This window comes from Bacillus sp. TH30 (assembly GCF_016650875.1).
In the GTDB taxonomy this organism is placed as follows: Bacteria; Bacillota; Bacilli; order Bacillales; family Bacillaceae_G; genus Bacillus_A; species Bacillus_A mycoides.
Window position 1 is genome coordinate 1,254,453 of record NZ_JAEKEY010000002.1, and the last position, 14,279, is coordinate 1,268,731.

13 protein-coding genes are annotated in these 14,279 nt (G+C 36.0%); 2 read left to right on the forward strand and 11 right to left on the reverse strand.

Annotation, left to right across the window (positions count from 1 at the left end; translation table 11 throughout):
- Positions 1–35: 35 nt before the first annotated feature.
- The 9 genes from JFU20_RS08630 to inhA1 all read right to left on the reverse strand — a co-directional run bounded on the left by JFU20_RS08630 (position 36) and on the right by inhA1 (position 11,448).
- The gene (locus JFU20_RS08630) at positions 36–452 is read right to left on the reverse strand and encodes a hypothetical protein (protein WP_002011605.1); all 417 of its coding nucleotides are present in this window, start codon (positions 450–452) and stop codon (positions 36–38) included.
- 99 nt (positions 453–551) lie between these two features.
- The gene (locus JFU20_RS08635) at positions 552–2,744 is read right to left on the reverse strand and encodes an MMPL family transporter (RefSeq protein WP_002166118.1); all 2,193 of its coding nucleotides are present in this window, start codon (positions 2,742–2,744) and stop codon (positions 552–554) included.
- Between the two features lie 110 nt (positions 2,745–2,854).
- The gene (locus JFU20_RS08640; protein WP_002011488.1) at positions 2,855–3,502 is read right to left on the reverse strand and encodes a phosphatase PAP2 family protein; all 648 of its coding nucleotides are present in this window, start codon (positions 3,500–3,502) and stop codon (positions 2,855–2,857) included.
- Between the two features lie 59 nt (positions 3,503–3,561).
- Positions 3,562–4,611, reverse strand: coding sequence for a spermidine/putrescine ABC transporter substrate-binding protein PotD (potD, locus tag JFU20_RS08645; RefSeq protein ID WP_201038525.1), 1,050 nt, complete (start codon positions 4,609–4,611; stop codon positions 3,562–3,564).
- 38 nt (positions 4,612–4,649) lie between these two features.
- Complete coding sequence (gene potC, locus JFU20_RS08650) at positions 4,650–5,450, reverse strand: spermidine/putrescine ABC transporter permease PotC (protein WP_002011483.1); 801 nt, start codon at positions 5,448–5,450, stop codon at positions 4,650–4,652.
- 6 nt (positions 5,451–5,456) lie between these two features.
- The gene (gene potB / locus JFU20_RS08655) at positions 5,457–6,305 is read right to left on the reverse strand and encodes a spermidine/putrescine ABC transporter permease PotB (RefSeq protein ID WP_002126118.1); all 849 of its coding nucleotides are present in this window, start codon (positions 6,303–6,305) and stop codon (positions 5,457–5,459) included.
- Positions 6,302–7,285 (reverse strand): spermidine/putrescine ABC transporter ATP-binding protein PotA, encoded by a 984-nt coding sequence (potA, locus tag JFU20_RS08660; protein WP_002011479.1) that lies wholly within the window; start codon positions 7,283–7,285, stop codon positions 6,302–6,304. Before potA ends, potB begins: the two co-directional genes overlap by 4 nt.
- 236 nt (positions 7,286–7,521) lie before the next feature.
- A complete protein-coding gene (locus JFU20_RS08665; protein ID WP_002166120.1) occupies positions 7,522–8,889 on the reverse strand; it encodes an aldehyde dehydrogenase in 1,368 nt (455 codons plus the stop codon).
- Positions 8,890–9,060: 171 nt separating this feature from the next.
- Positions 9,061–11,448, reverse strand: a complete 2,388-nt coding sequence (gene inhA1 / locus JFU20_RS08670) for a M6 family metalloprotease immune inhibitor InhA1 (RefSeq protein ID WP_002011475.1) — start codon at positions 11,446–11,448, stop codon at positions 9,061–9,063.
- A gap of 341 nt (positions 11,449–11,789) precedes the next feature.
- Here inhA1 and JFU20_RS08675 point away from each other — a divergent pair, with 341 nt between their 5' ends.
- Together JFU20_RS08675 and JFU20_RS08680 are read left to right on the forward strand one after the other, a co-directional pair.
- Positions 11,790–11,924: an anti-repressor SinI family protein gene (locus tag JFU20_RS08675; RefSeq protein WP_002011474.1), complete on the forward strand. Its 135-nt coding sequence runs from the start codon at positions 11,790–11,792 to the stop codon at positions 11,922–11,924.
- Positions 11,925–12,003: 79 nt separating this feature from the next.
- Positions 12,004–12,327 (forward strand): helix-turn-helix domain-containing protein, encoded by a 324-nt coding sequence (locus JFU20_RS08680; RefSeq protein WP_002011473.1) that lies wholly within the window; start codon positions 12,004–12,006, stop codon positions 12,325–12,327.
- Between the two features lie 81 nt (positions 12,328–12,408).
- Here JFU20_RS08680 and calY read toward each other — a convergent pair whose 3' ends face one another.
- Together calY and JFU20_RS08690 are read right to left on the reverse strand one after the other, a co-directional pair.
- The gene (gene calY, locus JFU20_RS08685) at positions 12,409–13,002 is read right to left on the reverse strand and encodes a biofilm matrix protein CalY (protein WP_002011472.1); all 594 of its coding nucleotides are present in this window, start codon (positions 13,000–13,002) and stop codon (positions 12,409–12,411) included.
- 442 nt (positions 13,003–13,444) lie between these two features.
- Positions 13,445–14,242: a DUF4047 domain-containing protein gene (locus JFU20_RS08690; protein WP_002166121.1), complete on the reverse strand. Its 798-nt coding sequence runs from the start codon at positions 14,240–14,242 to the stop codon at positions 13,445–13,447.
- Between the last annotated feature and the right edge of the window lie 37 nt (positions 14,243–14,279).

Here is a 14,279-nt window from a genome sequence, read left to right on the forward strand (position 1 = left end):
AAAAATAGAGGACAGTCTTATAATCGACTGTCCCCTCACGCTCTAAGCCTTTTCATCTCCTGCAACACTTCTTCAGCTTTTTGTTCATACAACAAATCTTTAAAGAAATCCGCCAATCGTTTATAGTCGTTGTACGTATCTAATAAGTCGTCTATTTTCTCTCCTTTCATAACTTGCTGCTTTTGCTTCATTTTTACTGGATAACGATACCCTGATACTTCTTGTATTTTATAATACTCATCCTCTACTTGAATAACTTTTACAATTTCCTCTTCTTCCGCATCCATCGTATACCCGTCAAATTCTCTAAGTAGTTCATAAATAATATGAGTCCATTCATCTTTTGGGTAAAACCCTTTTTCTAACCGATAACCGACAATGCGATACATATGCCCATCGTTTTCAGCAAACTGTACTGTATCATTTAGCTTAAACTTAAAATAACGAAACATTGCCTTCACCTACTTGTATGTAATCTTCTTATCACATACTATGCGCAAAATATAGGCCCTGCTATTCATAAAAAAAACTCATCTTATAGATGAGTTTTTTTATGATGATTTTTCTCTTTTCTTTCGAAATGGTAGCCACCAGTTCCAATCCCCAAACAATTTCATTAAACTTGGTACGAGCATAAGACGGATAATTGTTGCATCAAGAAATATTGCTAATGCAACCCCAAGCCCCATCTGCTTTACTGGTAAAATATCAGTAAAGGCGAACGCACCGGTAACAACAATCATAATTAAAGCGGCGGACGTAATAATCCTACTTGTCGAAACAAGCCCTTCTAACGTTGCTTGATCGTTATCCCCTGTTTCTTCATAGAGCTCATGAATACGTGAAATAAGAAATACTTCATAATCCATGCTAAGCCCAAATACGAGGCCGAAAATAAAGATTGGTAATACAAATAAAACTGAACTCTCTTCTAATCCGAAATGACCACCTTCAAATAACCAAATTACAATTCCAATTGTTGCACTTAAACTAAGTACGTTCATAATAATAGCTTTAATTGGAATGAGTATAGAGCGGAATGCGAATAATAAAATGACAAAGGTTGATCCAAATATAACAGACATACCAATTGCAACTTTATCTTTAATTTCATCTTCTAACTCTTGCTGGAACGTCGTCATACCGCCCAAATAATAAGTAACATCATTTTCTTTATAATTCTTTTTGAAATCACGAACCCATTGTTTTGCGGTTTCTGTACTTGGCTTCGTATCCAAAAAGACTTCCATTGTTGTTTTATTCCCTTTCGTATACGCTTCAAATACAGGAGCTATTTTCGCAGCCTCTGGCGACTGTAACATTCCAGCAACTTGATCTGCTTTCATTCCATTTAGCCCGTCATATACACTTTTCACCTTATATACTTGCTTATCGTCTTTTAACTTTTGAACAACAGCTTCTATCTTTTGTAAACTTTCTTTTTCTGTTATATCTTTCTTCGTCTCTACTACTAATGTCACATCAGCGTGTGTTTGGACAGTTTTATTAAAGGCTTCTTCATACTTCTCAAATGCAACTCTCGTATCACTCTTTTCAGGTAACGCTTCAACACCAGGAAACTGCAAGTTAGCTGTACGTAGCGGTAATAAACAAATAACAATAAATGTTGTAACAACAATAATCATGACGATTGGATGTTTCATTACAAACTGTGCAAATTTACGCCATACATTTGATGGCGTAGGCGCCGCCTGATTCTTTTTTAATATCCTTTTACCAATTAAAGATAATAGCGCCGGAAGAAGTGTGAGCGAAAACAAAATGCTCATAATAACGACAATCATCCCGCTAATAGCAACAGACTGAATATAATCTATCTTAAAGAAAAATAAGCCTGATAAACCGACGAATACACATAACCCTGAAAATACGATAGCACGCCCTGCCGTTTGATACGTAATCGCTATCGCTTCTTTCACTGTTCTCTTCGCAACTTCCTCTCGAAAACGATTTACAAATAACAGTGCGAAATCAATTGATAATGCGAGCCCAATCATCGGTGCAACATTTAACACGAAAATAGATAGCTCTTTATCACTACCTATAAAATATAAAATCCCCATCGTACTAATGACACTAAGCGCGCCATTTACAATCGGTAAAATAGACGCAATCAGACTACCAAATGAGAATAATAGTACGAGAAAAGCAATAGGTAATCCAATCATCTCTGCTACTTTTAAATCATTTTGCGTTCTTTCATTAATCTCTTGATTAATTTTCGGATATCCTGTCGGTGTTACTTTTAATACGCTATTACTTTCCTTCTCGATTTTCCCGGCAAATTGTAATGTCTTTTCCATTCGTTCTTTATTTGTTTTCCCGGAAAATAAAATCGTCGCATAACCGATATCATCTTGTAACATCTCTTTATTTTGCATTGGATGATGGAAAGATTCGTATTTTTCTTTCTCTTCAATTTGATTTATTATCCCCTCTATACGCTTTTGGAACTCCTCATGCGAAGTATCCTTTTCCTTCTCAAAAACGAGTAAAAGTGTATCTTGAGACTGCTTAAAATCCTTATCTAAAATTTCTTTCGTCTTTTGATAATCCCCTTCTGTTTGGAAACCATCACCGCCCAATACTCCTGGAAGTTTTGGAGCAAAAATACCGAGCACTATCGCAAGTAGTAGTAATGCTACAATTACTGTATAACGAAATTGATACAAAAAAGTTCCTAACTTCCCCCACTTATCAATTTTATGTACATTTGTCTTCACACATTTTCACCTACTTTATATAATTCACTTGTCATTTATACTTTATCACATCTCCCCATAAACAAAAAACGTCTAGAAAAACTATAATACTAGTTTTTCTAGACGTTTTTTTATCTCTCGTTATTAAGTCCCAATCTCTCGGTAAGTAAACGATGACAATAAATTGCGATGATTAACAAAATGCCACCTGCACAGTAACCAGCTAAAATATCAGTCGGGTAATGAACATTTAAAATAACTCTACTTAATCCAATCAATATAATTAATATGCCCATCGAAATCGTAATACCACATTTTCCAGCTACACTCTTCAAATTGGCAGCAATGATATAGGCAAGAAAACCGAATGTTATAATAGATAGCATTGCATGTCCGCTTGGGAAGCTATACCCAAGTGCGTCAAGTGCCTCATTTAATGATGGGCGGTCTCTTTTTACAATTTCTTTTATTCCCTTATTAACAAGGTGTGTCGTTAATATAGCCATTGGATATACAATCATAGCAGCATAATAACGCTTTTTCCAAAAAACGAGCAAGCTTATAATTAGTGTCGTTATAACTCCAATTGCAGATCCTAGCTTTGTAAAGTATGAGAAGAATGTAAGTGAGCTTTCCGTTTGTAATCCTTTTACCATATCACGTACGTATGTATCCATCATTGTAACACCACCTACATGTACCCTCCAAGCGATGATGCTAAATAGAACAAACAATAAAATGATACACATTAACTCATACTGATGTAACTTTTTCTTCAATCGACTTCCTCCTACTATGAAAAAATGCGATTTCTACTTTAGAAACCGCATTTTCTTACTTATTTACCTTTTGTTTTCAGCTCTGTCCAGTAGCGATCGTAGTCTTTTAACTTATCGTCTACATCAACAAGCCACTCTGTACGATCTAATTCTTCTTTTGTTAAGAAGATCATGTGATTATCACGATATTCTTTACTATGAAGAGGATGAGCTTTTTCATTTGGATTACTGTAACCAATTGACTCGTAGTTTTTCACACTTACTTTTTCATCTAATAAGTAGTTCATAAACTTCTCTGCAAGTTCTTTATTTTTCGCACCTTTTGGAATTGCTAACGTATCAGCCCAAATTGTGCCACCTTCTTTTGGTACAACGTATCCTACATCTTTATTGTCTTTCGCAATGAATGCTGCGTCTCCAGACCAAACTGTCCCGATCCAAGCATCTTCTGTAATGAATTTTTGTTTAATATTATCTGTATCGAATGCTAATAAGTTTGGAAGTAGCTTCTGCAAATCAGCAGACACTGTCTTTAACTGTGCATCCTCTTTCGTGCTATTAGAGAAACCGTTTTTCTTAAGTCCCATTCCTAATACTTCACGAGAATCGTTTAATAAAGTAACATGTCCTTTATATTTCTCGTTCCATAAATCATTCCAGCTTGTAGGTGTTTCTTTCACATACTTTTTATTGTATGCAATTCCTGTTACACCCCAAGTATATACTAGAGAATACTTATTCTCTGGATCAAACGCAGGTGTTTTAAAGTTAGACACAAGGTTCTCGATGTTCGGGATATTCTTCTTATCTAAAGGCGCTAATAAGTCCATCTTCGCCATCGTTTTCACCATGTAATCAGATGGCTGAATTAAATCATATGTCGCGCCACCAGCTTGTAATTTCGCAAGCATTTCTTCATTACTTGCATATTTATCGTAGTTAATTTTCACGTTATATTTCTTTTCAAAATCTTTTAAAACTTGCTCATCAAAATTGTCCGCCCAGCTATAAATGTTTAATTCTTCTTTTTTCTCACCACAACCAGCAAGTACACCTGCAGCAAGACTGAAGCTAATTGCTATACCAGCTAATCTCTTCACTAATTTCATCGGTTTATTACCTCCTCGTTCTTTCTATATCATTCGTATTATAAAGGAAGGTGTCCTCCAGAGTTCTCTTCACCGTCTGCACCTTTATTACGGAAAATTTCCGATAGCACCATTAATCCTACAATTACAACAATTAATATTGTAGAAAGAGCATTAATTTCAGGCGATACTCCACGCTTAACCATACTATAAATGTATAATGGCAATGTTGTTGATCCTGGTCCTGATACGAAGAAACTAATTACAAAATCATCAATCGATAATGTGAATGTTAATAATGCGGCTGAAATAACTCCTGGTGCAATTGCTGGAAACGTTACATAACGAAACGTTTGCCACGGCGTTGCTCCTAAATCGTTTGCAGCCTCTTCTAAATCACGTCCCATACCAGAAAGACGTGCCGCTAAAATAACAACAACAAATGAAATACTGAATGTAATGTGTGCAATAATAATTGTTGTTTTTCCAAGTTCCATACCTAATTGACTAAATAGGATAAGTAAAGATAATCCCATTAAAATATCAGGAATTAAAATTGGTAAATATACAAGACCGTTAATGGCCCCTTCAAAACGATATTTGTAACGGTGTAATGCAATAGCAAAAATCACACCAAGAACTGTCGTCACAATTGTCGTTATAACAGCAATCGTCATACTATTTACAAACGCATCAATAACATCTTGTTTTTGAAATAAATCTGTATACCAATGGAGTGTAAAGCCCTCCCATTCCGCATTAATGCGAGAATCGTTGAAGGAATATACCATTAAAACCATCATTGGAAAATACAAAAACAATAAGATTAACCAAGAATAAGAAACTAAAAACTTCTTCATTTTTGCCTATTCCCCTCCGTTTCCATCATATTTATATACTTTCGTTGCACGATAATATAAGTAAATTAACAGAACAGAGAATAGAACAACAATCATAGATAACGCGGAACCAAATGGCCAGTCACGTGAACCTAAGAATTGGTTTTGAATTACGTTTCCGATTAATGCTACTTTCGATCCACCCATAACGTCTGATACAACAAACATTCCGATAGAAGAAACGAATACTAAAATAGAACCAGTTGTAATCCCTGACATCGTCATCGGTACTGTTACATTCCAAAATGCCTTTACTGGTGTTGCTCCTAAATCATAAGCCGCCTCTAGCTTACGCTTATCAAGCTGCTCAATTGCTGCATACACTGGTAAAATCATAAATGGTAATAAAGAATATACCATTCCGAGTATTACAGAAGGCGTATTATATAGCAGATTTAAAGGTTCACTAATAATACCTAGTTTCAATAGCAATGTGTTTACAAGTCCTTGTGAACGTAAAATAACAATCCATGCGTATGAACGAACAAGAAAGTTAATCCAGAACGGAATCGTTGCCAATAATAGAAGGATAGAACGATATTTACGATCAACAATTGTAATTGTATAGGCGAATGGATAACCGATTAATAAACATAGTACTGTCGTAATAACCGCAATTTTCACTGTTTCCCATAACGTCCCCATATATAATGGATCAAACACACGCGCTATGTTATCTAATGTAAATTTCATTTCCACTGTCCCGTATGCTCCGCGCTGCATGAAGGCAAATGCTAATACGAACAGAAGTGGAATTAGGAAGAAGAGTAACAGCCATACGACTGTAGGTAATGCGAGTAATTTCCCTTTCTTCAATTTAAGGTCACCTCGTCCTCTTGCTCCCAGCCTACATATACATTATCTCCAATGCTCCACTGCGTTGCTTCTTCAGCAGTTTGATATGCCATTAGTAATTCCGATGTTTTCTCCTCACGTACATATAGCTTTTCCATATTTCCAACAAATTCAATATCTTCAATATGCCCAAGGTGGTATTCTTTTAAAATTGGCTCTTCAACCGAGCGAACTTTTACATTTTCAGGGCGAACTGCTACGTAGTTTTCCCCATTTTTCACGATATTATTTTCACCGATGAACGTTGCAACAAACAATGTTTTCGGTTGATTGTAAATTTCTTTAGGCGTGCCGACTTGTTCGATATGCCCTTTATTCATAACGACAATACGATCACTCATACTCATTGCTTCTTCTTGATCGTGCGTTACATATATGAACGTAATTCCTAAATTACGTTGTAAGTTTTTCAATTCACGTTGCAAATCTTTTCTTAACTTAAAGTCAAGCGCTCCAAGTGGCTCATCTAATAGTAATACACGTGGGTTGTTTACAATTGCTCTTGCAATTGCTACACGCTGTTGCTGTCCACCAGAAAGCTTCGACGGTTTACGATTACGGAACTCAAGTAACTGTGTTAAACGCATTGCCTCTTCCGCACGTTCTTTCTGTTCTGTTGCTGATACTTTTTGCATTTTCATACCGAAACAAATATTTTTTTCAACATTCATATGTGGGAATAGTGCGTAATGTTGGAACACTAAATTCATATGACGCTTGTATGGCGGCAAATCGTTAATCTTTTCATCATCTAATAAAAGATTCCCTTTAGTTGGCGTTTCAAATCCTGCGATCATACGAAGTAAAGTCGTTTTCCCGCAACCACTCGGTCCTAAAATTGTTAAAAATTCTCCTTCTTTAATATCTAAAGAAAGAGGGGGGATAATCACTTGATTTCCAAAATGTTTTTCTACTGCTTCAACTTTAATAATCTTTTTCATTTTCCCGTCCTATCTACCTTAAATTTTAATTTTTATATTCATGAATAAATATTTATGTTCTATAGACTATTTTTTGTTTCGATCCAAACAAAAATGGTTGTTTAGCAGCGTTCTCTTCTATTCTTTATGTAGTATGTTTGATTCATTTTCGCATGATACATATGTCGAACAGAAAAACCCCTTCAGTTGCGAAGGGGTTTTTATCATACGGCTACGCCTACTGATAAACACCATCATCATTTTAACAACTTTCGTATGAATTTTAAAGCACTTTTTGTAGAAGAGTAACGAATTTTCATGTCAAATGCTGTAGATTGGGACAAAATGCTTTTATAATGTGAAAAAGTCCGAAAACTTTGTTCACCGTGATAGCTGCCTAACCCACTACTTCCAACGCCCCCAAAAGGTAAATATGGCGTTGCAAGATGATAGACAACATCATTAATACAGCCTCCGCCATATGAAATATTACTCGTCACTTTCTTTTGCACTTCTTTATCTCCAGAAAATACATATAGCGCTAATGGCTTTGGATGTTGTTGAATCGTTTCAATTACCTCTTCTATTTTGTCATATTCTATAATTGGTAAAATCGGTCCGAAAATTTCATCTTCCATAACATCACTTTCCCATGTAACATTCGTTAACACTGTCGGCTCAATTTGCAATGTTTCTTTCTTATAATCCCCGCCAATCACAGGTTTACCGTCTTGCAAAAATGTACATAAACGTTCAAAATGACGCTCACTCACAATTCGCACATAATTGTCATTTTGCAAAGCATCTTTTCCATATTGCTCTGCGATTTCATGTCGCAACGCCTCGATTAACTGCTCTTTCACTGAAGAATGAACGTACATATAATCAGGCGCTACACACGTCTGCCCAGCATTCAAAAACTTGCCCCAAACGATACGTCTTGCGGTTACATCTATTTTGGCATCTTTATGTACAATACATGGACTTTTCCCGCCAAGTTCTAACGTAAGAGGCGTTAATTTTTTTGCCGCTGCTTCCATCACAACTTTTCCAACACCAACACTACCTGTAAAGAAAATATAGTCAAACGGTTCCTTTAAAAGTGCAGTGCTTTCCTGAGCGCCGCCTTCTATTACCGATACAAGCTCTTCTGGGAATAATTCACCTAACATTCTCGTAAGCACTTTTGAAACGTTTGGAGTTAACTCTGACGGCTTTAAAACGACTGTATTTCCAGCTGCCAATGCTCCTACAAGTGGGGCAATTGCTAATTGAAACGGATAGTTCCACGGTGCGATAATAAGTGTCACACCATACGGTTCTGGCGCTACTTTCCCCTTCGATCCAAAATGAGTAAGAGCTGTGCGAACACGCTTTGGTTTACTCCAAGATGAAATATGCTTCATTTGAAAAGAAATCTCTTTTAGTACATATCCAATTTCTGTTGTAAATGATTCGTGAACTGATTTATTCAAATCTAATTTCAACGCTTGAAAAATCTCATCCTCAAAACGCTGAATTCCTTCATAAAGCTTCTGCAAATTATTCTTTCTTGTTTCTACATTTCTCGTATGTCCTTTATAAAAATATTCCTTTTGTTTATTTACAATAGAGGAAATACTCATCCACTCACCTTCTCCCACTATTTTTATCCAATTCTTTCATTATTTATATAGACTTCATATGTAACAAATTTCTATTCTTAAAGTTACATTATATATAACTTTTCCCTTTATATAAAATTCATTGCTCACAAAAAAACTACCGAAAGAAAATCTCTCGGTAGTTTTACTGTATTAACGATATAAACGAACAGCACCTGCAGAATTATCATCAGCTTGTCCTACTACTTCAAACTTCAGACCAAGCTTCGGTAAAATACGTCCTGCATCTGGAATTTGCTCATTAATATACTTTTTAGAGTCATCAAACTTCGGTACTCCTGGTAATCCATCGTATACGAATGTTCCACGCGTTGGAGATACCACTTTCCAAGCTGGCGTTTTGTCGAATGAGAACGCCGAATCAGCAATTTGGAATCGCGTACTGCTTTTAAATGTTGGTTTGCCATTTAAAGTTCCTGCAATTGCTTCTGGATGAGAGTCAACTACACCAAGGAAACCATGTCCTGGATGTATGCCAACCCAGTTATCTGTGTAAGCTGAATCCGCATACCATACAACCATACCAGTGTTATATACTGGACCGCGAGCAAATTTCAATGCGTTATCTGAACCCGCATAGTTTCTCCACTCTACATAGTAGTTATGCTTTTTCTTATCCATTCCGTTAGATGCAACGAAACCGTCCAATTTGAATTGTGGTGTACCTTCTGCATCATCAGAGAATGCAACATTTCCATCTACAGTTAGTGACGCATTATCAAGTAGGAAACCATTTAATGCTAAGCCACCATCCGTAATGTACTCAAATGTTAATTTTACTTTCTTACCTTTGAATTGACTTAAATCATATGATTTATCAACCCATTTTCCATTTGTCGTAGCTGCATTTCCACTATTTGCTTTCTCACCAATTCTTTCAATCAACGTTTTTTGTCCATCTTCTGTTACAGCGTGTACTTCAAGGAAATCGTACTCTGCTTCGATTTCATACAATGACTTATAATCGAATTTTGCAGTCGTTGCTTTCGTTAAATCGAATAGTGGCGTTTCCATCGTTGTATGAAGGTCATCACCTTTTGTGCTGTAGTAATACTGTTTACCAAATGCAGGCTGAATTCCTTTTACCTCTTTATCCGGTAAGTTAACACGAATCAGACCTGGACGATCTGACTTCGTAACACTTTGGTCTAAGTATGTTGCAAGACCGATACCTTTATTTAATTTCTCGTAATCTACTTCTACGATGTTCGCCCAGTTACCACCGATTGTTTTTTGGAAAAACTCTTTATTTTGTGGTGATAAACTCGTTGGCGTTGTTCCTGCGATTTTACCAGCCCAGCTTCCGCCACTCATAATAGACCAAGCTTCAACCGGTTCACCCTGACCGCTATACTGTGTATCATACTCATCTGGAAGACCTAAATCATGGCCATATTCATGTGCGAATACACCAACCGCGCCATCTTCTGGTTCAATTGTGTAGTCGAATGCTGCCATATTTCCGCCCCAATATGGAACTTTCGCTTTTGTACCTTCAATTGCGAATGGTTTTGGTCCAACTGTCCAGCGATGTGACCAAATTGCATCATCACCTAATTTACCACCGCCAGCTTCTTGTCCAACACCCGCATGAATAATCATTAAGTGATCGATTAAACCGTCCGGTTGATTTTGATTCCCATCACCATTTACATCATATTGATCGAACTGATCAAACTGTGATAAATCAAGTCCGCTATCTACAGCCGCTTTTAATGCATCTTTTACTAGATCACGTGGTCCTTTTGGTCCTTTATTATCATGACCTGTACCAGCATCTGCACCGTAATCAGCAGCTTTACCTGGAACTGTTAACCATTTTGTGACTGTTCCGTCCACTGTGTAACTACCACCTGATTGCTCTTCATAATATTGTTTAAACGTTTCAATTTTACTTCCATCATCTAACGTAAACGGCTCGTTACCGAATAACATTTTTTCATAGTGCTCTTTATTAAAATCGTTCGAATACATATAGCCAGGCTCTTTATCAATATTGTTATGTTTGAAATCAGCATACTCTACAAGTAAAACGAGTACTTTGTCTTTACGAACTTCACCGTTATATCCTTTTTGTTTTGCTGGTGAAGTTGGTACTTTACCATTTAAGCCCCCTTTAACTGGACCTGTTCCTGCTGCAGTCCCGTTTGCTGGTTGCTCTGATTTTTCTTTCGTTTCTGCTTTCGCATCTTTCACTTTCTTTAAAAAGTCAGATGCATCTTTCGTAAGTGGGTCCCCATTTGTCGCTTCTTTTCCAGGATTTTCACCCTTTTTCTTCTCTACATACTTTTCGACAGCTTTCTTTGTTTCTGTCTCTGAAGCCGATGAATCAATTACCCCACGTTCTTTTAGCGCATTTGCTAATCTCTCTTCTGGGATTAAATGATCATCAACTGGGCTTGTAGCTGTTTTATCCCCAGGCGTTTCTGCATACGCAGACTGGCTTCCAGCCCCAAACGAAAGGCCTAAAGCAGCTGTCAAAGCAATTGTTGATAACACTTTAAATGGTTTCTTTATCATCCCTTATTTCCTCCCCTAATATAAAATATGTATTACATATTTTATTTTATTAAATATTCAATATTTTTTCAATGTTTAGTCACATTATGTAATTTTTTTAATATATTTGTAAAAATTTCATAGTTAGTATACGAATATATCACAATTCAACAATGTTTTCAGAAAATATTGAAAATTTTTGGCAGAAACCTTATAATTTCCATAGAGAGAATTTAATGGGGATTTTATCTTTGTTTCATCTACACAATATTCGATAATTTGATACATAAAATATAAAATTCGATTAATTATCGTCTACTATGTAGCAGCAATTATGACCAATAATTAGGGAGGAATTACATTTGTACAAAGATAAGGCTGACTCACTAGATCAAGAATGGATTGATTTAATACTTGAAGCTCTAGATGCTGGCATTGCCCTGCAAGATATTGAACACTTTTTCCAACGTATGAAGCATACGAGCCAGGCTCAATAGCCTCGTTCTTTTTAACGAAGTTTATGTTATAATAATCACATCATAAGACGACTACATATTGATAGAAAGGTGCGCAAATATGATAGGAGAACGTATAAAACGCCTTCGTTTACAAAAGGGCATTTCACTAACAGAACTCGCCGAAAAAGCTGGTGTAGCTAAATCTTACATTAGTTCTATAGAACGAAATTTACAAAAAAACCCTTCCATTCAGTTTCTCGAAAAAATTGCAGCTGTTCTACAAATTCCAGTTGATACGTTACTTCACGATGAAACAACAACAGAAAGTCATCTAGACTCCGAATGGACACAACTCGTTAAAGATGCGATGAGCTCCGGTGTCTCAAAAGAACAGTTTCGTGAATTTCTTGAATTTACACAATGGAAGAAAAATCAACAATAATACATATGAAAGAGTGCTTAAAACGGGCACTTCTTTTTTTCTTTATAAAAAAAAGCGGGGGAATCCCCGCTTTTTGCTTTATTATTTTTCTTCGCCATCTGTTTGGCTTGCGTTGAATGTCCATTCTAAGTTCAATGAATCGCCTTGGAATTTGTTTTGATCTTTACCATCATCTTCGAATACAAATTGTACCCATAGATAGTCTTCTGAATTTGGTGCTAGACCACCGTTCTCTGCCCACTCTGGAGCAAAGATGTCTTTAGCTAAAACATCTGGATCCACATTTTGTAAATCTGCTAAAGTTGTTTCATATACAGGCTCACTTTGTTTATCCCAGTTCCAAAGGAATTTCACTTTAATGTGCTTACCAAAATCTTCACCAGCATTATCACCTTTTGCATCTTTAACAGTATACTTTGTCGCTAATTTAACGTCTTTAATTGCTAACGTACCGTCGTTCTTTAATAAGAACTCTTTCTTAACAGAATCCCCTGGTTTTAAATCTTTAATATCTACAAGCGTTTTAGGGTTTAATGTAAGATCTAACGTCCCAGCTGCAAATGTATTGTTTGATACTTCTTTATCGCTAAAGTAAGCGAATGTTCCTCCACCAATTAAAGATAACCCCAATGCTGCTGATGCAACTCCCATACCTAATTTCTTTTTCAGACTCACAATCAATTCCCCCTAGCTGTTTTTTGTATTTTTATCTCTTATTTCAAAATAAGAGGTGTAACTAAAACTATATTAGCTTAGCTAATATTTGTTCTTTTTTAAAACCTTAAGTTCATTATAACGAACAAGACTATATAAATACAATATATATTTTGATTATTTTTATTTCTCAACATTTTTTCCTTTTTTTCAGAAAAGTATTGAGAAATAAAGTGAAACTTTAATCAGTGTTTTTCTGTCCATCCCCACTGATCATTAACCTTCACCAAGCGGTGGGCTGCCAACTAACTTCCTCGCATTCGTTAAATTTTTAGGTGAAGACCTTATACCCACGAATAGTGAAATAAGAAAAACAAAGCAAATAGGTGAGTCGTAGGGCTCTCTCACCTATTTGTCTTATCATTGTATTTATTCCTTCCGAAATGCTGCTGTATTTTACTTACTATTCCTTCTGTTCTTCTTGCTTCTTACTCTCTTCTAGTTTTTTCGCCTCTTCTTGCTTCTTACTCTCTTCTAGTTTTTTCGCCTCTTCCTGCTTCTTACTCTCTTCTAGCTTTTTCGCTTCTTCTTGTTTCTTACTCTCTTCTAATTTTTTCGCTTCTTCTTGTTTCTTACTCTCTTCTAGCTTTTTCGCCTCTTCCTGTTTCTTGCTCTCTTCTAATTTCTTTTTCTTCTCTGCCTCACTCACTTGCTTTGCTGTTTCATCTACTAATAATTTCTCAAAAACTTGAATTTGTTTATCAATCTCCTGTAAATTAACCTCTTTATCAACATACTCGCAGTGTTCTTTAACTATATGAAAACCAGCATTCACATACGAGAATACTTGCTTATTAGATTCACTTTTATCTCCAGTTAACTCTTCTTTCACTTTGTTATAGGGATTTTCTATTGATTCATATACTTTTTGTAACAACTCTCTCTCAGCAGCTATTTTCTCACGCCCTTGCTTCCACGTAACAAGCACCTGTTCTAACTCTTGAGTGGAAGTGAAAGTTACTTTCGATTTCATCTCTTCATACTCATGTAAAATAACTTCCTTATGTTGCTTAGCTTGTTCTGTCAACTGATCAACTGTTTTTGGAAAAATACTTGCTGTCGAAATAGTAGCCTGCACTTTCGTCTCATGAATGAAAGTCGCCTCTGTATAAGTCATCATTTGAGAGCCTAAATAAAAAGTAATAGAGCACAAACATGGCAATATAAGCATCTTTTTGAATTTGCGAGGTGTCTTCAGCATTTTAATCTCTCCTATCGAACATCTCGTTCTTTATCAA